Raw genomic sequence first — 18,994 nt, 5'->3', positions numbered from 1 at the left:
TAAATTTTTTAAGGAGGACGAATATGGGTAAAAAAACGAAGATCGCGCTTGCAATCGCAGCAGCAAGTGCGGCTGCTTGGGCAGGTAGTAAAGCAATTTCTAAACCTCAGCAGCGTGAAAGTAAACAAGCATTACAATTTGATCACCCTATTATTCTCGCACATCGTGGTGGTTCACTGCTAGCACCTGAGCATACAATGCCTGCTTTTAAAAAAGCTGCACAATTAGGAGTAGATGGCTTTGAAATAGACATTCGCTTAACGAAAGATGAGGAAATTATCGTCTTTCATGATGATACTGTCCATCGTACAACAGATGGCTATGGTCTTATTGCAGATATGACTTTAGCAGAAATTAATGCCTTAAACCACGGTTATCAATTTGAAGATTTAAATGGGGAATTTCCTTATCGAAATGAAAAAGTAGATGTTGTTACTTTACGGGAATTACTAGAAGCATATCCAAATATGTTGGTCAATATTGATATTAAAGACGCACCAGATACGTATGAAGGAAGCTTAATGCCTTCAAAATTATGGCGTTTAATTGAAGAGCTTGGCGCTGAGAATCGTGTAGTTGTTACAAGCTTTTACGGGGAGCAGATAGACCGTTTTAATCTATATGCACAAAATCAAGTAGCCCTCGGTGCTGGTGAGATAGATGTTCGAAAAGCATTCGCTTCCTTCTCCAGCCAATTTGGACATCTATATCATCCAAGGGTAGACGTGTTCCAAATACCACCTAAATCAGGTGTTATTGCATTAGATTCACCGAAGTTTATTCAGTTTTTAAGCAACTTAAACATTCCTGTTCACTATTGGACCATCAATGACGGAGAGACGATGAAGAAATTAATCCGTAACGGTGCAAAGGGCATTATTACAGATCGACCAGATGTTGCTGTAGAATACTTACAAACACAAGAATAGTTATAGAGGTAAGGGTCATTTTATCATGCCCTTACCTCATAGTGTTGAAAAACTAAATGGTCAAGGGACTCTTTGTGAATATTTAGTCAAAATGGAGGTGATTTCCGTTCCAGGCTACTCGCTTTGTTGCTGACGCTTCGCTTTCGCACAGAGCAAAGCTTCCGGTGGGCGAGCGACGAGCCGCTTCCTGCGCTGGAGGAACGAAGGCTAAGTGCGTCACGTCCTGTGACAACGCCTTCGTGACCAACCTCGTGTTGGCCTCAGTTTCTCGTCTGTCTCGCTATCCCACGGGAGTCGAGTAGCCTTACACTCCAATCTGCAATAGTGTAGAACTTTAAATATTTTCTTCCTTCAATAGTAAAGTAAAAGCATATTACTCACCATCATTAAATGGATAGAATAGTAGTACAATTCTATAGCTGTCAACCATAAAAATACTTTATAACTAAACATAAAGCCTCTTACTGCTGTCGTACTGCTTTCGCATAGAAAAATGTTATCAGCTTCATTTTTTACGAAAAATAGTGATGGTTAAGACTTAAATTTATCACTATACATTTATGTGAAATGCCAACGAAAATACTATGAGCAGTGGTTGATTGGAGTGTAGACTGAGTGATTCCTCGGGGATTCAGCGTCACAGATGAGACCCTGGAGCGCGAGTGAAGCGGCTCATCGGACGCCCCCAGGAAGCTCTGCGCGAAAGCAAAGCGACAGCTACAAAGCACTCAATCAGAACAGAAATCAACCCCTCGTCTTGAAAAAGGGTTATACTTTTTAATTTGTCACCTTGATTTCATTGACATAATAGTATTTCAACAACATGAGGTAAGGGTCATTTTATCATGCCCTTACCTTTTTTCTTGCTGTATATAAGTCTTTAATTCTCTACCAATAAAATTCGCAGATACAGAAGGTAGGGCTAATTCCTTTGCCCAAACGGAAAGCTGACCTATATGATGGATTTCATGCACAATAATATGATGGATAATATCAATTTTTCTATATTCCTTATCATCCCAAGCGACTTTTACAATGGCATTATTAAAGTCCTCATTGACTTTTAAAAATTCGATATTGTCAATTCGTAGTTCATCAGAAAGCTTTTTCACTTGCTCTAATGTTTGATAATCACTAAAATCGAATATTCTGTCTTTTTCGCGTTGGATGCCACGAATCCAGCTATATTCAACGTCTATAATATGAAAAAGTGTATAAAGGAAACTCCCTACTCCGCCTTGCCTTTCCTTCAATAATTCCTCTGGGCTTAGCTGATTGCACCACTCTAACCATTCATCTCTGACTTGCCAATTATAAGCAAAAAAGTTTTTCATAAGCGCTTCACTCAAATGATTTTTTCATATGCCTTATCGCAAATGATTTAGTACTGCGCTTGTTACATCGCGTAATGTTGAAGTTCCACCTAAATCTGCTGTCTTGATCCCTTGTGATAATGTTGCTTCTATCGCATTTAGCACTCTTGTGCCAAGCTCATGATAGCCTAAGAAATCAAGCATCATTTTACCTGTCCAAATTTGTCCAAGTGGATTGGCTATCCCCTGGCCAGCAATATCTGGAGCAGAGCCATGAACAGGTTCAAACATAGACGGATATTGTCGTTCAATATTTAAATTTGCTGCTGGAGCAATTCCAATGCTACCCATAATAGCCCCACCTAAATCTGTTAATATATCACCAAATAGATTGGATGCAACAATAACATCAAAGCTTTCTGGTTTCATGACGAAGAAGGCAGCTAAAGCATCAATATGCGTAGAAACTTGCCCAATATCTTTAAAATCTTTCCCTACTTGTACAAAAACCTCGTCCCAAAATGGCATGCTATAGGTAATTCCATTTGACTTCGTGGCACTTGTCACATGCTGACGTCGTGTTTTTGCTATTTCAAATGCATAACGCATCGCACGCTCTGTACCCTTCCTTGTAAATATAGCATTTTGGATAGCAACCTCATCCTGACCACTATGTATTCTGCCACCGCTTTCAGCATATTCTCCCTCTGAGTTTTCCCGTACAACTATTAAATCAAAGTCATTTGGGTTGCGCAATGGTGAAGGTAAGCCTTGTAATAGCTTTGCTGGACGTACATTTATAGACTGCTTCATCTCACGGCGAATTTTAATCAGTAGCCCCCATAAAGAAATGTGATCAGGTACTAAATTAGGCATCCCTACTGCCCCTAAGAAAATTTGATCGTAGCCTTTTAATATTTCAATGCCATTATCTGGCATCATTTTACCTGTCTCTAAGTAATAGTCACAGCCCCAAGGAAATGTAGTCCATTCAAATTGAAAGCTTCCATCAAGATGTGCAGCTTGATCGAGAACCTCTATCGCAGCAGGAACAACCTCTTTTCCAATGCCATCCCCTGGTATTACAGCAATTCGATACGTTTTCATCTAGTAATCCTCCCTAATAATGTTGATAATTTTTTATCACAATCTTTTACCATTGTTTTTTCTAGTTCTTCAATTATTCATCATTTGATGAGAAGCTTCGGTAAATTTTATTGTGTGAAAATGACATACAGCGTGGTATTTTATGAAAATCTCTAAAAATCGTAAACTAGGCTACTTCATTATTAATGTAATCCAATATGGGGTGTAAGAAGTGAGATGAAATACTGCCCTTTTCCTTACTTCGCTTAATTAAAGCTCATCTACTCTTCAATCTGGACCCTTAAAATCTAGGGGTAAAAATTGCTAATCAGGCTCACTATCATAACCTTTACTGTATCAAAAGTCAGTAAAAATTCAAGAAGACCTCGTAATTGCTATGCTTTCTAAACCTGTTGATTCAATAATATTTAAATAATTCCAAATACAGGCTTTACACAAGGGAACGTATGTACTATATTGAAATTAGATAAAAATAAGGGGGAATCAACATGGAAAAGTTACGAACAGCATTATTTGATTTTGAGCTTGGAGAGGTGGCAGAACAAATTTTGCAGTTCGCTAAAAAGTCAATTCGTGCTTCGGCAATACCGACAGCAGATGATGCCATTCAAATTGGACAGTCCAAAATCGGTGGCAACCCCGATGTACCGACAGATTTTATATGGCCACATACAAATAATAACCAGCCATTATACTTTCTATGTCAGCTTAATTTAACAGAAGTAAAGTCGTATGATTCCAACAACTTGCTGCCTGCTGATGGACTATTATCCTTTTTCTATGATGTCATTGGACAACCTTGGGGCTATGATCCAAATGATGGCGATGGCTTTCACGTTTTCCACTTCACACAAGCACCTGACAGTTTAAAGCGAATGCAGCAACCCACAGTTTTAACGGAGTATATTGATAGTGCGGCACTACACTTTAGAAATGAATGGACACTCCCTTCATGGGCATCTCCTTATAGCAAAAATTTAGAAACTTTTTTAACAGAGGAACAACAAGATGCCTACAATGATTTTTTTTATGATTGGGTCGATGAAGAAGCACAGGAACAAACGACACATCGTATAGATGGTCATCCTGATACGATTCAAGGGGATATGTATTTAGAATGCCAACTTGTCACAAACGGTTTATATTGTGGGGATTCAACAGCCTACAATCACCCGTTACGCAAGGAGCTTGAACCACACGTAAAGGATTGGCAGCTGCTATTACAGCTTGATTCGGAAGATGACCTAGGCTATATGTGGGGCGATAGTGGCAAACTATATTTCTGGATTCGTGAAGAGGACTGCAAAAACAAAGAGTTTGATAAAGTATGGACTATTTTGCAGTGCTATTGACTCTGTATGTAATGATTTCAGCGATTTTTAATTGATTGCACTAGATTTTTCTTTCCCTAATGAACTTTCTGATGCATTAATAAATTTGAAATTTACAATATTTATGCACGAAAGTTAATTTTAATAGTGTAGTTGTTCTTTCATAAAAGGGAGGTCATTCCATGAAAACTAAACAATTTACCGAAAACGAAGCATTATGGCTACAGCTTGAGCAAGAACTACTTTCTAAACAATATAAAATTGATACAGATGGTTATCCTTCTAAAATCATCACCCTGTCTTTTTTACTAGACGCCTTCACACTGCATGAAGTGCTCTGCCATTATCAGCAGCTTGTCTTGCTTGATGAATTTCGTCAAGAGCTAGACTTTGAAACACAGCGCTATTGTCTTTCTCACTTTATCGACGAGCATCAATCATTAACTTACTTACCATTGCTATGCTACTACGCAGTGAATTTAAGTAAATACGGCGCAAGCTATTCTTATTTAACAGTCAAAGAGCTGCTGGCAACAATCAAAGAATTAGATGCAGAAGCATATAACTCATTAATCACAGTCGGCTCTGGTACTTTGCCAACACATAAACAGCAAATGGCATCCGACCTAATTTTCTGCCAAGCAAATGATGTACTAGCCACGATTACGATTAAAATTAAAGAAGAGAGCGAAGAAGCTTATCGTCAAGCATTAGCTTACTTAAATGCTTTATTAGAAGAGGATTTCCCTAAAAGCTATGGCATTTATTATGAAGGTAAAAGCGACTTAGTGTTGCCAATCGAGCTTTTACCTGTCACATCATCACATCACTTCTTTACTAAAGCTCTCAGCTATCCTAGCCTACATACTGCGCTAGTTGAATATAGTTATAAGGCGATGGCACAGTATCATTTTTATCAAGATGTTGATGATGAAGAAGCAGCAATGCCAAGTACATTTGCTGTTTTCGGTCTTGGCTTATACGATAAAAGCTATGGCAAGCTCGTAATCGACTATATGTATGAATGCGATGGCGACCATTCGCTAATGCCTGAATACTTTGCAAAAGCCTATGTGGAAAAATTCGGTTTAACACCTGAAACATTGCCTGTCTTTGTATGTACTGTGCTAGCTGTTCAAGAAGTTCCTTACGATGCATTCTTTGAAAAAGCTATGAGTACAGATAACAATTTGCAATGGTTCGAAAAATTTATGACGACACCATTTATAGAGCTTTGCCCATTTATTCCACTTGAACAAAGTGAACACATTGAAGAATATAAAGATATGGTTGTAGCGCAGCTTTTATATACATGTTTTGGCATCATCCATATGAATGACTTTACTAGCTCAGAATTTATGCATATTCCAGAGCCATATCGCACGCGCTTTGAGCTGATTATTAAAGAGCTTATATAAGAGGAAAGGAGATTTTATGACAGCCTATGACAAAATGAAATGGCATTCTGATGCAGAGGACTTTCCACAGCAGTTACCTACTAATCAAGGTGCAGTGCATATCGCTTTTTTTTACCGTTGGATGTTGGAGCATCAATTAGCAAATACGACTATCATTGAAGAGGATGACCCAGAGCTTTATGAACAGCTAATGCAAGGTCAAATAACCGCGCTCGATTTTTTCATTGAATTTTACGATGGGGTTTTGTTAGATGAAGATTTAACAGAAGAAGGAGCTGCTTTTGCATCTACCTATTACGATGCCTATTTAACTGATTATGAAAACCTCCCATTACAGCTTTTTGATGGCTATGATTCTAGGTATGCAGCTATTTATAATGAAGAAAATTACGTGCTTGTTGCAAGGTTGTTGGAGGGAAAATTTAAAGCTTTTTTAAAATAGATTATAAGCCTAAAGTAATAATTCGCCCATAAACGATTAAATTCGTAGCAGATGGCTTACAAAAACAGCTTCAATTTGCGTAAGCAATCGATATTTTCACAATAGATTTGTTAAAATTCAAAATTATTTATACAGCGAAACAACTGTATGCAAGCTGTTATTAAAGAGATTAGGAAACAATTTTACGGAGAAAAGGGCTGAAATATGCTGATTCAAGATAAAGGAGCTGGACAAAATGAAAACAATAGACTACTTAAGAGATATGTATAGAGATGATTATTACCCAAAATTTTTAGTTGATAAGATTAAAATGTTATTAGAGGGTATTGTTCAATATTTAGAGCAAGCTCCTCACTCTTTAGAGGATATCCAACAAAAATTGGACGAGATGACACTTGCTATTAATGATTTGGAAGATGAATTTTATGAACATGACAGTGAAATTGAAACAGCCGCCAGAGATAGCATTGCAGAAACAGTAATTGATATATTGCAGGCATACAATATTGAGATTGATGTAGAGGACGCATTAAGAGAACGCGAGTGGTGAAGGTGATTTTTTTGTTACTGTAGCACTATGAAAGAGCTTGCGCAAAAATATGGCGTAGGCTTTTTGATGTCGTATTGAAATTTTATCTTCATTTAGCAAATGTTTTCTGTAGCGAAAAGATACAAAAAACATTTGCTGAATAAGGTAATCTATTTGATTGTCAGCTTATAATCGTTAGGTATTTTTCCTTTTGGGATTCAAGCTGTGCAATACTTTTTCCACTATACTACTCGCTTTCATATATTTAAATGTTCTATAGCTCTCAAGTTCATTAATGCATCTACTTCATCTATACCCATATCAAACATGACGCTAGTGTTTGTTACAGGCTGGAAATAGTAGTCTACTTTATGCTTACCAAATTGCTGTACTAATTCTTCCCATTGTACTGCTGGTAGCAATGCAAAAGCTAAAGTATCATTGCCTAATGATTCCATAAACCAACGAATTTGATATTGAGGGGAAAGCATTTCCTGCATAGCTCGAATTGCGCTATCTCTATCAGTCACATCATCGGCAAAGGGAATCGTCATCTTTTTTTCTTGGGAGGATAGAACAATATCCACACCTCTAGGCTTGTCTATCTCAACAATTTCACAATCAATTCGATCTGGCTCAGGCAATTGCTCGTTAAAGTAATCTATTAAGTCTTCCTCAGCTTCTCGCCAATCTATCCAAATGAGCAGATCACTTTGATCATATATTTCTTCAAGTGTTAAATTGTTTAAGAACTCCGCAATCTTCTGTTGATTCGTCATTTCCCACACTCCTCGTCAATGTTTTTACTCTCCGTGCTGTTTCAGCTATGCCCAATGATCAGTGTTTCTTTTATATTCTTTTAGTTTACCATAGTAATGATCATACAAGGCGATGCTTTTTGGAAGATGTGATACGAGAATTGAAATTACCACCAAAATGCAATTAGGTGTCTAGGGTTTTACCTTCTTTTTTACCAACTATTCATTTCTCCATGGATCACCCTCATCACTATCCAACCATGAAAGAAAATTATCAGTTATATCATTTTCGGTGGGTACACAATATCCATCACTTACTAATTGGAAATTAACAGCATCCTCTACTGCTCTCATTAAAAGATGATACCCACCATTATCATTGCCAACAGAAACATAGCCTGGTGCATATCTTTGCACTTCATATGTTTTATTCATTTCAATTAATCCATCTGTTGAATATAGCTGAGCTAAATTACCATGCATTCCGTTTGATACACTTAAAAACTCTTTATATACTTTCGGCAGCACTATTTGTAGCTCTTTCTCAACCTGCTGGATTTCTTCTATAGTTGCTGCTTCATACAAATCAATAGCCCATTCCTTGGCATGAAACGCTGTTCTATGCTTTTTAATCATTTATACCTCCAAAATGTAATATATTATTTTGCTTAACAAAAGTGTCGCTATATGTTTGTATCAAGATCAATTACAACCCTGATCCAACAAAAAATAAAGCGAATATATGGCTTCTTCCACTTGCTTTATTGTAATTGGTGAAGTGAGTTCAGCTTCCTCATTTAAAAATTGTATATGTTAATAAAAGATTGGATCTTCTGCTCCTGACGATTTAATAGTCAACCATACATTTCATTTCGCTCTGTGATAGCAATCTATCTCTACAATTTTTCCCTTACGCTACGCTTTTCGCAATCACTACGATTCTTCTTGCTAACATCATAACACTATCGCAGAAATCAAGTTCTGAATTGACGTAAAAAAACTGTATACACTCGCTATCATCCGAGTTTGTATACAGTCTAAAAATTTTGCTTATTATGCCGAGCACGAACAAGATCCGCCTGAACCACAGCCCCCAGCACATGAAGAACCAGATGCGAAGAAAGGATTACTTACAGGCACTTTTACTGCTTCTGATACTGTTTTTCCTATAAGTAGGCTTATCTCGTCGAGCAAATCTTGAAAATCGTTTTCAGCTATTTTTAAGGCTGAAACCTTTTCATTTAGATCGAGTGCGCGCTTTTGCTGACGAATCGATTTCATAATTGTATGATAGTCCGGATGATATTTTCCGAAACGTTGTACATCTTCGTACTGCTCTTTCATGCGATTAAAAGCGTGTATAGCTTCGATTAACTGAACATCGCTATAAACAGCATCATAAGCTTGTTGCAGCATTTTCGCAGGCTCAGAGGAAAGGATCATCTCACAAAGCGCATCGGCCTCATCCAATATGATTACCCAGTCAGAGGTCATCATCATAGTTAATTCCCCCAATCTCTTACCCATCATAACAGATTTTGTGGTAATTTTACATTATTGATATTTTTACATGAAGGAGTTTTTATATTGGCTACATCATCAAAAGAACAAATCGAAGAATTACTAGTAAATATTTTACAAGAAAGCACTGCTGAAGATGAAGAGGTTTTATTGCATTTATTATCAGGGCTTCATGCAAAACAACACGGGGTACATCGTCGATATATCAATGCTGCCCTGCATATGGTGGGTAAATTTGAGCCAGAAATTAGTGAGGTTCGAATTCCAATTACACCAGTTATCCATAATACGATTAAGGTCCCACATGGAGGAATTATCGCAACAATTGCAGATGCAGCGATGGGAGGTTTGGCTTCTCGTTCTGTACCAGAAGGCTTTAATGTGGTCACAACAAATATGAATGTCTCTTATATTGCTACAACTACAAATAAAGAGCTAATTGCACGCGGACGCTTTGTACATAAAGGGCGTCAAACACTTGTAATGGAATGTGATATCGAGGATGAAACTGGACGCAAGCTTGCTATTGCAACTGGATCATTTTTTGTCATTCAACGCCGCTCTCAGGCATAAGATTTAGAAAATAATCACGGACACATTGTTGATCGGAAAAAGGGAATTTTTCATTTTTTATTTGTTGAGTTTGTTCATGCCCTTTTCCGGCAACAAGGACAATATCACCTTTCTCAGCTTTTTCTAATGCCTTATGAATTGCAACCTTGCGATCTAAATAAATTTCATAATATTGCTGTTCCGTAAAACCTGCTATGATACTTTCATTAATTAGGATTGGATCCTCATCACGTGGATTATCAGTTGTTAAAAAAATAATATCTGCATACTTACTGGCTACAGCACCCATCGCAAAACGTTTTGCCTTATCCCGATTTCCTCCACAGCTAAATACTAGATAAAGTGTCCTCGATCGATCAAATGTTTGTAAAACAGCCTGTAATGCCTCTGCAGTATGCGCATAATCCACATACACATCAATGCCAAATGCATTATCGATTTTCTCAAGTCTGCCTTCTGGTAGCCTTAATGACCACATATGCTCGGCTATCTCCTCAATTGAAAAACCTAAGCGCCATATAGCCATCAACGCGGCTACTGCATTTTGCACATGATATTTTCCAATGAAGGGAATTTCTACGATATGCTCACTTGATGATGTTTGTAGACAGAGTACCGTTTTGCCAATGGATTCACTGACAATTTGGATATGTAAGTCATTGTGATTGTCAAAGCCAAATGAGCAGGATTTTTTCTTATCATAAATACCAACAGAACGACAGAAATTATCATCTCCATTTAACACTAGCTTTTTAGATAAATCTGCCAATCTCTTTTTCGCTCGCTTATACGCCTCAAGCCCTCCATGATCCTCTAAATGGTCCTCTGATAAATTTAAAAAGACACCACAATCAATATCACAATGATCTAATCGATGCTGCTGTAAACCCATTGATGAAGCCTCTAAAACAACATGTGTAACACCATTTCGCGCACATTGCTTTAAAATCGGATGCAATTCCTTAGCCTGCAATGTCGTTAATTGCTCATATATAGTTTGTTGTTTTTGTCCATTTATATAAAATCCAACAGTCCCAATAACAGCTACATTTTTATGTAAAGCTCTTAGCAATTGGCTTACAAAATGGCTCACTGTTGTTTTTCCATTTGTCCCAGTTATAGCTATTACCGTCAATGCTTCTGCTGGAAAGGCCGCAAGCTTTGCACTTGCATACGATAAAAATAAGGCTGTATTTGGAACCCAAACAAAAGGAATATTTTGATCAGTAATAGGTAGTGAGATACTTTCCTCTGAAACAATGGCTACAGCCCCACGAGCCAATGCCTCTTTTACAAAGCGACTACCAGACGTTTTCTTGCCCTTTCTTACTATAAAAATATCTCCTGGTTTTACAGCCTGTGCATAGTCCTCAACACCTGTAACAATAGTTCGAATAGACCCACCAGTCACACTACATGGCCAATCCTTTAAAAGCTCAGCTAATTGCATGCCTCACTCCCCCTTTCAGTTCTCTATCATATGACGGCGTCTGTAACGGTGTGACGAAAAATGTAGGTAGAGGCTTTACTCTCAACAGATCGATTAGAAAATAAAAAAACTGAAGTTCAACTCGGCTGACCAAGTTAATCTTCAGTTACAGATGCTATTTTATTGTGTGGATTCATCGATAGTCTCTACAGGTTCTTCAGCGTCAATATTCTCACTATCCTTCTTTTGTGAGGAAGGCTCAATAAAAATTTGTGTATAATAATTTAAAAAGACACCAGAGCCAACTGTTGCATATTTTTCATTCAAAATAACTTTTCGATGCTCGGCAGAATTGAGCCAACCGTGCATGGCCTCTATAGCATCAAAATAAGCCGTCGCTAGATTCTCATTTGCCTCACTATATTCAATCCCTTGTGTTTCTAATCTCTTTTTTAAATCCCCATTTGTAGGTGATTCATGCCCAATAAAGTTTTGAACTTTCATATCCTCACTATGCATTTTAGCTGCTTCTTCTAGTGTTACATCAACTTGTAGTGGAAGTAGATTATGATGTACCCTAGTTACATTCAGTAAATCGTCAAGCTGTTCAGCATTTGCTTCATTGATTTCCTGCTGTAAAAAAGAAGACGGAGGTGTAGGTATAACAAGCTCACCTTGATAAGTCATTTCATATGGTTGATGAAGAACAAGTGTTTCGCTATTAGTGAAGCGTATACCCTGTAGCTCACTAGTTTCTCTATCTATATAAAGCTGTGCAAAAAGTCCATCGAATTTCACAAGTAAACGAGTCTGCATATCTTCTTCACTCATTGAAAAAACAAAAATATTATCATCAACATTTGCCGCTACTTCATAATCAATGATTGTCATTCGATAAATCTCATCACGTTTTTGTCCAACTTTAAAAGGATAGGCGTCTAAATCTTCTCCAGCTATGTAAACTTGTGTAACTATATTATTTTGAACCCCTACCATAAAAAATGTAGCGGCACTCGTATTATAGACCCACCAATCATATCCAAAGGACGATGGCTCTTTTCGTGCTGGCTCTCCGTATTGCTTCACAACTGCTTGTACACCTTGACCAATGAATGTCGATAATCCAGTTTCTGGCCTTGTCATTGCTCCAACTTCCGGCTGCTTTAATTCTGTTTTTGGTATAATATTAGAATTCGCATTTGGTCCTTCAAGTGGCTCATTTTCACGTGGTGTATTAAAAAACATAAAGCCGATTAATGCTATTACAGCACATGCCATAAGAATACGGAATAAAGCTTTCATACATGACTCCTTTTCATCACCATTATTGTAAGTTATTATATCAATTGTAATTGGGTTGACACAATGTTGTCATTGCAACAATGTCGAATATGCTCTATTATAAAAATGAGCGTATACTTTGTACGAGAACCTAAAGGAGGATTTTACATGTATTTTGAAAATACTAACCTTGAAAATTTAACAGCTGATCAAGAACTTATTGAAAGCATTATGAAAAAAAATGGTTTAGAATGTGATGGCGGCTGGGACTATGAACGTATGACATTTGATAAGCGTTTCGATACTCGTGAAGGTCGTTATTACCTTCGTGTATTCGCATATGCAATTTCTGGTGACGTTGGTGCACACGACGCAATCCTAACGTTAATGAAACCAGCACTTGGTAAATACTATTACCCACATGGTGTTGAATATGGTGACGATGAAGTGTATCCAGCACACCTTGTAAAAAAATGTGAAGAAATCTTAAAAAAGGTTAAATTAGACTTAGATGAATTCGCAATCCAAACGACAAATAAAAACAATATTGAACCTGTTAAAGCACGCTAATCTATATTTTTAGTGACAGCTATGTTCCTCATTTAGGAAATGGGAAGAATCCAACTCTCCACTGCGACAACAGCTTCAAATATCGTTTTGAAAAGACTGGTGGTCCAGTCTTTTTTATTTTGAGTAAAAATATTTTTTCGTCTCATACTAATGATATCTTTCAATAGGATGTAGGTGAGATTAAATGCTACAATTTTTAAAACATCCCTTTTTTCGCCACCCAATAATTGTTATTGCATTAGGAATAGCACTTCTTTGGTTTATATCGTTATCATTACCAATATTACTTGCCTACGTCACCGCCATATTATTAGAGCCTATCATCATGCGTATTAGCAAACGATTCCGAAAAAAACGGAAAATTACTGTATCCATTTTTTTTATATTCTTTTTAAGTATAACCATATTATTATGTAGCCTCATAATATTTATAGCCTGGAAACAATTTTCAACATTTATCATTCACATTCCTGAGTATCTCAATCAACTGTCAGCACTATGGATTCAAATGCAATCCAAGCTTTCTAACTATACGTATCATTTACCAGTAGATCTTGTCATCCAAATTCAACTACTCATTTCACGGGCATTAACATCCATTGAAAAATTTGCCCTGTCTTTAACAAACGTGAATGTTTGGTCATCACTGCTTACCTATATTCCTTCACGTTTGTTTGATATATTTGTTTATTGGATTGTGCTATACATGTTACTTTTAGAGCTGCCAGCCATCAATCGTAAAATGTTAGCCCCCTTTCCCTTTCACTATCACCAAAAAATATTATTTATTGGGCAACGAGTGAAACTTGCTTTGTTCGGCTTTATAAAAGCTCAATTTTTAGTTGGTATTTGTATTTTTGCAATAGCCTTTGGAACGTTTTTTATACTAAAAACACCATTCCCACTTATATTAGCACTTTTGCTTGTGATTTTAGATGTTATTCCTTTTTTAGATTCATTTATATTACTTCTACCTTGGGCGATTTATAAAGCCTTTACAGGTGACTATGTCTTTGCTATTGCACTAGTGGTGCTAACCATTGTCTTATTTTTGGTTCGACGTATGATTGAACCTAGAGTTATTGGCAATAAAGTTGGCCTTTCCTCTCTTACAACATTTATCGCCATGTTTATCGGCTTTAAAATATTCGGATTTCTTGGAATTTTAATTGGCCCTTTACTAGTTGTTGTTGTTCTTTCTTTATTGAATCAGACACCCATAAAAAATCTCCCACCTTCTCAATAAAAAGTGGGAGATTTTTGTTAAACCCCTAAAATAGCTTTAATAACAGAAGTTGTTTCGCCTGGTTCAAATAAAACATAAAGTAAAACGTACACTAACACCCCAGTAATAGCTACAAAGAACCAAATAATACTTGTAATCGGACCAATACGACGGTGAAGCTTAATATTCATTTTTAAGCCAGAAATAATGCTCACAATTCCAAACACAGCTCCAGTAGTCGCTAAAATAATGTGGAAAATTAAGAAGAAAGTATAATATGGTTTTAAATCTTCTCCACCACCAAATGCTGTATTTCCAATAAATACTGTACGTGAAGCATAAATGATAAAGAAAATAAGTGCCGCAACACCAGCAGCTAACATTACTTTTTTATGTGCTTCAACTTTTCTTTTTATAATTAAGCCCCAGCCAATCGCTACAAGTACTGCACTGATCACGATGAATGAAGTACTTAGAGTTGGTAAAATTTGCAGTTCCATTCACAAAACTCCTTATAGAAAATTTCTACTTTCAATTAATGTTGCTGTTGACTTTCCCATTTTTGTTGGTGTGCCTTTAATGCATCAGCTGTAATTTTATCTGGATCCTTTTGTTCTGAGCGATACCATTTTATAAAGATTGATCCAAGTAATACACCAAAAATAAGCTCTTGTAAAATTTTCATCAGAACACCGCCCAACTGTTGATCGGCAACAGGCTTCATATCTGTAAAGAGCTCTGGTCCTGATAGAGATAAGCCAGATAAAGTAGAGGCTGGTACACAAAGTTCCATTGCTTTTAACCATGCCTCACCATTTGTATAGGTTTCATACATGGCATCAGGGGCAAAAATGATTAATGCACATGCAGGTGTAATTAATACCGCATTAGCAATTATATAAGCTAATTTGTACAAAGGCTTCATTTGTGAACGATTAGGCATATTTTGAATTAATGGCCAATACATAAAAACAGCAGATACAAATAACACAAATGTATATGTACCGTGTAAAGTTTCGTTTAGTTTAATGTAATCTAAAACTGATGGTAAATGGTAGAAAGAAAATAATCCGATAAAGACAAATACTGCTACAACAGGTAACGTACACACTTTAAATATTTTTCTAGCAACAGGTGCTTCTATTGCAACTTTCCATACCCACCAAGGAATTCCCTTAATTATGAAAATTGGAACAAGCAATAATAAAATAGCCATTTGCACCATATGCATTGTAAACATAATGTGCGCCATTAAATCTATTGGAGATCCCTTAATAATATAAATCGTTACCATTGCTAGCACAAAATAAATTGCCTCTCCCTTTTTCAAAGGCTCACTTTCTTTAAAATCCTTGCGCCATTTTGTTGTGATTAAAAAATAGATGACTGTTATGAAAACGAGAACCCCTATTAAATATGGGCTCCATAAAGCTTGGAAACCAAATATACTAAGTGGCATACAGAACGCACTCCTTTAACTTCAGTACTCCTATTATAGAACGCTTACAATTATACTGCAATGAACGAAAGGTGAACAAATTATTATTGATAGTCTAGGCACATACATACTAACGATAAATATATTGAAAGTCTGTAAATGATAGTGATGATGTATTTAAATCCAATTAGTCAACAAGAAAAGCACGTTCCTACAAAATGTAGAGAACGTGCTTCTTTGGTGATTACCACCAAATGATAGTTAAGAATGCTAAGAAGAATGTAAATGCGATTAAAATTCCCATCCACATGAAGAAACCAATTACACCACCGAAGTGAGTTTTTTTGTCTTCTAAGTGCATGAAAGAGTAAAGTTGAAGAACAACTTGCACTCCAGCAAGCAATAATACGAATGGCATGATTAAGTATTTAGAAAAATCGGCTGCAACTACTGCGAACGCGATAAATGTAAAGAAAATCATAATCGCAAAGTTGATTACTTGTTTACGCATATGAACGGCATTATGATGACGATCATACTCGTATTGTGCCTGTGACTTAGCAACTATAGGTGTATCGTGTGATGACATTATCCGATCACTCCCATCAAGTATACTACTGTAAAGATGAATACCCAAACTACGTCAATAAAGTGCCAATATAAAGCAGCTACGAAGAATTTAGGAGCATTGTACAAGTTTAAACCACGTTTAGCATTACGGATCATTAATGTTGAAATCCATACAAGTCCTAAACATACGTGGAAACCATGTGTACCAACTAATGAATAAAACGCAGTTGCGAATGCAGATTGGTTAAATGTAAAACCAAGACCTACATAATGTTGGAATTCATAGATTTCAAGTGCTAGGAATCCAAGACCTAAAGCTAATGTAATTGCTAACCAAGTTTGCATGCCTTTAAAGTTAAAGTTACGCATATGGTAAATCGCATATACAGATGTTAGGGATGATGTTAAAAGTAACATCGTCATAGCAAATGCTAAAGGTAATTCAAATAAACCTTGTGTTGTGAACTCCATGCCCGCAGGACCTTTGTTCTTAAGCGCTAAGTAAGTAGCGAATAAACTAGCGAAAAGTACAACTTCACAGGCAAGGAAAATCCAGAAACCAACGACTTTATTTTTACCTTCCATCGTAGCTTGTTCAGGATGATCTGGCCAAGTATGAGGAGTAAATTTAGTATTGAAATCCATTATTTATTTCCTCCTTTGCCGTAAAGTTTTTCTTCAATTTCAATAATTTCTTCTTTGTGTAAGTGGAAACCATGATCGTCCTTAATAGAACGGAAAATCATAGCACCGAATGTGATAGCAAGACCACCAATTAAGATATAGATTGACCATGGTTTATCTGCATCTGGATTGTAAAGAGCACCGAATGCTGCGATAAACATACCTAAAGAAATAACGAATGGGATAGCTGAGTTGTTTGGCATATGGATATCACCTAATGGCTCAGCAAATGTAACTTCTTTATTACCTTCTTGTTTTTCAATCCACCATGGATCTAAACCACGTACAAGTGGTGTTTGGCGGAAGTTATAGAATGGAATTGGTTGTGGAATTGACCATTCTAGTGTACGTCCATCGCCCCATGGGTCGCGACCTGCTGGTTTACCTTTAATGGACATTAAGCAGTTGATTACCATCATGATAACCCCAACGCCCATCATTGCTGCACCAATTGTTGAAATATAGTTGAACTGATCCCAACCTTGACCTTCCATGTAAGTGAATACGCGACGTGGCATACCCATCAGGCCTAGGAAATGTTGTACGAAGAATGTTAAATGGAATCCAATGAAGAATACCCAGAAAGTCCATTTCCCTAATGTTTCGTTTAACATACGGTTGAAGAAAATTGGCCAGTAGAAGTGCGCTGAACCAAATAAAGCTGTTACGATACCACCTACGATTACGTAGTGGAAGTGAGCAACGATAAAGTAAGAATCGTGTAATTGGTAGTCAAGAGGTGCAGATGCTTGCATAACCCCTGTAACACCACCCGCAACGAATGACGGGATGAAACCAAGTGCATAAAGCATTGGTGTTGTAACTTTAATTGATCCGCCCCAAATAGTTAAAATCCAGTTGAATACTTTCATACCTGTTGGTACGGCAATTGCCATTGTTGCAACGGCAAAGATTGCGTTTGCTGTTGGCCCAAGACCAACTGTAAACATATGGTGAGCCCAAACCATGAACCCTAAGAAACCGATTAAAATTGTTGCAAATACCATTGATGAGTATCCGAATAAACGCTTACGAGAGAACGCTGGAATAATCTCAGAGAATAACCCGAATGCTGGTAATACTAAGATATAAACCTCTGGGTGCCCGAAGATCCAGAATAAGTGTTCCCAAATAATTGTGTTACCACCCATAGTATGGTCAAAGAAGTTACCACCAAACATACGGTCAAATAACATCATTAATAAACCGATTGTAAGTGGAGGGAATGCGAATAAAATTAAAGCACTTGATACAAGCGATGTCCAAGTGAATAATGGCATACGCATGAATGTCATACCAGGAGCACGCATTGTAATAATCGTAACGATAAAGTTAAGACCTGAAATTAATGTACCCGCCCCTGATATTTGTAAACCGAGAACATAGAAGTCAATACCATGTCCTGGAGAGTATAACGATAATGATGCATAAGAAGTCCAGCCCGCATCAGGAGCGCCACCCATAAAGAATGACAGGTGAAGGAATACTGCACCTAGGAAGAATAACCAGAACCCTAAAGAGTTCAGGAATGGGAATGCAACGTCACGCGCACCAATTTGTAATGGTACTAGCATGTTCATAAATGCGAATAGTAATGGAGTCGCTGCTAGGAATAACATTGTCGTTCCGTGCATTGTTAATAATTCATTGAAAAAACCTGCTGATATGAAATTGTTATTTGGTTTCATTAACTGAATACGCATTAATAACGCTTCAAAACCAGCGATAGCGAAGAACAATGTACCGGCTAATAAATACATCACTGCTAATTTTTTATGGTCAACAGTAGTAATGTAATCCCAGACAGTTGCTCCAAAGCCCTTTTTCTGTGTGTATGAGCTCACAACTTTTACCTCCCTCAAAGTTTGTTACATAA

20 protein-coding genes are annotated in these 18,994 nt (G+C 37.0%); 8 read left to right on the top strand and 12 right to left on the bottom strand.

Features of this window, described 5'->3' with window-relative positions; all coding sequences use genetic code 11:
* Positions 1 to 23: 23 nt before the first annotated feature.
* Positions 24 to 929, top strand: coding sequence for a glycerophosphodiester phosphodiesterase family protein (locus tag AC2CGN_RS00315; RefSeq protein WP_484511515.1), 906 nt, complete (start codon positions 24 to 26; stop codon positions 927 to 929).
* A gap of 851 nt (positions 930 to 1,780) precedes the next feature.
* Here the strand turns inward: AC2CGN_RS00315 and AC2CGN_RS00310 are convergent.
* Entirely contained in the window at positions 1,781 to 2,263 is a 483-nt protein-coding gene (locus tag AC2CGN_RS00310) for a DinB family protein (protein ID WP_484511513.1), read from the bottom strand.
* A 33-nt stretch (positions 2,264 to 2,296) separates the two neighbouring features.
* Positions 2,297 to 3,349 carry a tartrate dehydrogenase gene (locus AC2CGN_RS00305; RefSeq protein WP_429988791.1) on the bottom strand — a complete coding sequence of 351 codons (1,053 nt, stop codon included), beginning with the start codon at positions 3,347 to 3,349 and terminating at the stop codon, positions 2,297 to 2,299.
* Between the two features lie 488 nt (positions 3,350 to 3,837).
* Here AC2CGN_RS00305 and AC2CGN_RS00300 point away from each other — a divergent pair, with 488 nt between their 5' ends.
* From AC2CGN_RS00300 to AC2CGN_RS00285, 4 genes are all read left to right on the top strand, one after another.
* On the top strand, positions 3,838 to 4,701 hold the full coding sequence (locus AC2CGN_RS00300; RefSeq protein ID WP_484511511.1) for a YwqG family protein: 864 nt from the start codon (positions 3,838 to 3,840) through the stop codon (positions 4,699 to 4,701).
* A 161-nt stretch (positions 4,702 to 4,862) separates the two neighbouring features.
* Entirely contained in the window at positions 4,863 to 6,098 is a 1,236-nt protein-coding gene (locus AC2CGN_RS00295; protein ID WP_484511509.1) for a DUF6138 family protein, read from the top strand.
* 16 nt (positions 6,099 to 6,114) lie between these two features.
* Positions 6,115 to 6,540 (top strand): DUF7832 domain-containing protein, encoded by a 426-nt coding sequence (locus tag AC2CGN_RS00290; RefSeq protein WP_484511507.1) that lies wholly within the window; start codon positions 6,115 to 6,117, stop codon positions 6,538 to 6,540.
* Between the two features lie 235 nt (positions 6,541 to 6,775).
* Positions 6,776 to 7,090 (top strand): DUF5713 family protein, encoded by a 315-nt coding sequence (locus AC2CGN_RS00285; RefSeq protein WP_484511505.1) that lies wholly within the window; start codon positions 6,776 to 6,778, stop codon positions 7,088 to 7,090.
* A 236-nt stretch (positions 7,091 to 7,326) separates the two neighbouring features.
* On the opposite strand, the gene AC2CGN_RS00280 is transcribed toward AC2CGN_RS00285, so the two are convergent.
* The 3 genes from AC2CGN_RS00280 to AC2CGN_RS00270 form a co-directional block, all read right to left on the bottom strand.
* Positions 7,327 to 7,848: a hypothetical protein gene (locus AC2CGN_RS00280; RefSeq protein ID WP_484511503.1), complete on the bottom strand. Its 522-nt coding sequence runs from the start codon at positions 7,846 to 7,848 to the stop codon at positions 7,327 to 7,329.
* A 198-nt stretch (positions 7,849 to 8,046) separates the two neighbouring features.
* Positions 8,047 to 8,463 (bottom strand): SMI1/KNR4 family protein, encoded by a 417-nt coding sequence (locus AC2CGN_RS00275; RefSeq protein WP_429980535.1) that lies wholly within the window; start codon positions 8,461 to 8,463, stop codon positions 8,047 to 8,049.
* A 417-nt stretch (positions 8,464 to 8,880) separates the two neighbouring features.
* Positions 8,881 to 9,327 (bottom strand): YlbF/YmcA family competence regulator, encoded by a 447-nt coding sequence (locus tag AC2CGN_RS00270; protein ID WP_286923691.1) that lies wholly within the window; start codon positions 9,325 to 9,327, stop codon positions 8,881 to 8,883.
* An 87-nt stretch (positions 9,328 to 9,414) separates the two neighbouring features.
* Here AC2CGN_RS00270 and AC2CGN_RS00265 point away from each other — a divergent pair, with 87 nt between their 5' ends.
* Positions 9,415 to 9,921, top strand: coding sequence for a PaaI family thioesterase (locus AC2CGN_RS00265; RefSeq protein ID WP_484511500.1), 507 nt, complete (start codon positions 9,415 to 9,417; stop codon positions 9,919 to 9,921).
* Here AC2CGN_RS00265 and AC2CGN_RS00260 read toward each other — a convergent pair.
* On the bottom strand, positions 9,896 to 11,371 hold the full coding sequence (locus tag AC2CGN_RS00260) for a UDP-N-acetylmuramoyl-L-alanyl-D-glutamate--2,6-diaminopimelate ligase (RefSeq protein WP_429988775.1): 1,476 nt from the start codon (positions 11,369 to 11,371) through the stop codon (positions 9,896 to 9,898). The two genes, AC2CGN_RS00265 and AC2CGN_RS00260, sit on opposite strands and share 26 nt — an antisense overlap.
* Before the next feature lie 159 nt (positions 11,372 to 11,530).
* Positions 11,531 to 12,652, bottom strand: coding sequence for a CAP domain-containing protein (locus AC2CGN_RS00255; RefSeq protein ID WP_484511498.1), 1,122 nt, complete (start codon positions 12,650 to 12,652; stop codon positions 11,531 to 11,533).
* Positions 12,653 to 12,799: 147 nt separating this feature from the next.
* Here AC2CGN_RS00255 and AC2CGN_RS00250 point away from each other — a divergent pair, with 147 nt between their 5' ends.
* Complete coding sequence (locus AC2CGN_RS00250) at positions 12,800 to 13,201, top strand: YugN family protein (RefSeq protein ID WP_283871038.1); 402 nt, start codon at positions 12,800 to 12,802, stop codon at positions 13,199 to 13,201.
* A 184-nt stretch (positions 13,202 to 13,385) separates the two neighbouring features.
* Complete coding sequence (gene ytvI / locus AC2CGN_RS00245; RefSeq protein ID WP_286923688.1) at positions 13,386 to 14,447, top strand: sporulation integral membrane protein YtvI; 1,062 nt, start codon at positions 13,386 to 13,388, stop codon at positions 14,445 to 14,447.
* A 17-nt stretch (positions 14,448 to 14,464) separates the two neighbouring features.
* Here the strand turns inward: ytvI and AC2CGN_RS00240 are convergent, their stop codons facing one another.
* The 5 genes from AC2CGN_RS00240 to ctaD all read right to left on the bottom strand — a co-directional run bounded on the left by AC2CGN_RS00240 (position 14,465) and on the right by ctaD (position 18,962).
* A complete protein-coding gene (locus tag AC2CGN_RS00240; RefSeq protein ID WP_283871036.1) occupies positions 14,465 to 14,926 on the bottom strand; it encodes a DUF420 domain-containing protein in 462 nt (153 codons plus the stop codon).
* 35 nt (positions 14,927 to 14,961) lie between these two features.
* Positions 14,962 to 15,885 (bottom strand): cytochrome c oxidase assembly factor CtaG, encoded by a 924-nt coding sequence (gene ctaG, locus AC2CGN_RS00235; protein ID WP_286923687.1) that lies wholly within the window; start codon positions 15,883 to 15,885, stop codon positions 14,962 to 14,964.
* A 223-nt stretch (positions 15,886 to 16,108) separates the two neighbouring features.
* Complete coding sequence (locus AC2CGN_RS00230) at positions 16,109 to 16,453, bottom strand: cytochrome C oxidase subunit IV family protein (protein WP_004224789.1); 345 nt, start codon at positions 16,451 to 16,453, stop codon at positions 16,109 to 16,111.
* The gene (locus tag AC2CGN_RS00225) at positions 16,453 to 17,079 is read right to left on the bottom strand and encodes a cytochrome c oxidase subunit 3 (RefSeq protein WP_286923685.1); all 627 of its coding nucleotides are present in this window, start codon (positions 17,077 to 17,079) and stop codon (positions 16,453 to 16,455) included. Before AC2CGN_RS00225 ends, AC2CGN_RS00230 begins: the two co-directional genes overlap by 1 nt.
* Positions 17,079 to 18,962, bottom strand: coding sequence for a cytochrome c oxidase subunit I (ctaD, locus tag AC2CGN_RS00220; protein WP_286923684.1), 1,884 nt, complete (start codon positions 18,960 to 18,962; stop codon positions 17,079 to 17,081). Before ctaD ends, AC2CGN_RS00225 begins: the two co-directional genes overlap by 1 nt.
* Between the last annotated feature and the right edge of the window lie 32 nt (positions 18,963 to 18,994).

The sequence above is a fragment of the Lysinibacillus sp. DFXJR4 genome, from assembly GCF_057196045.1.
This window is presented reverse-complemented; position numbering and strand designations above follow the sequence as displayed.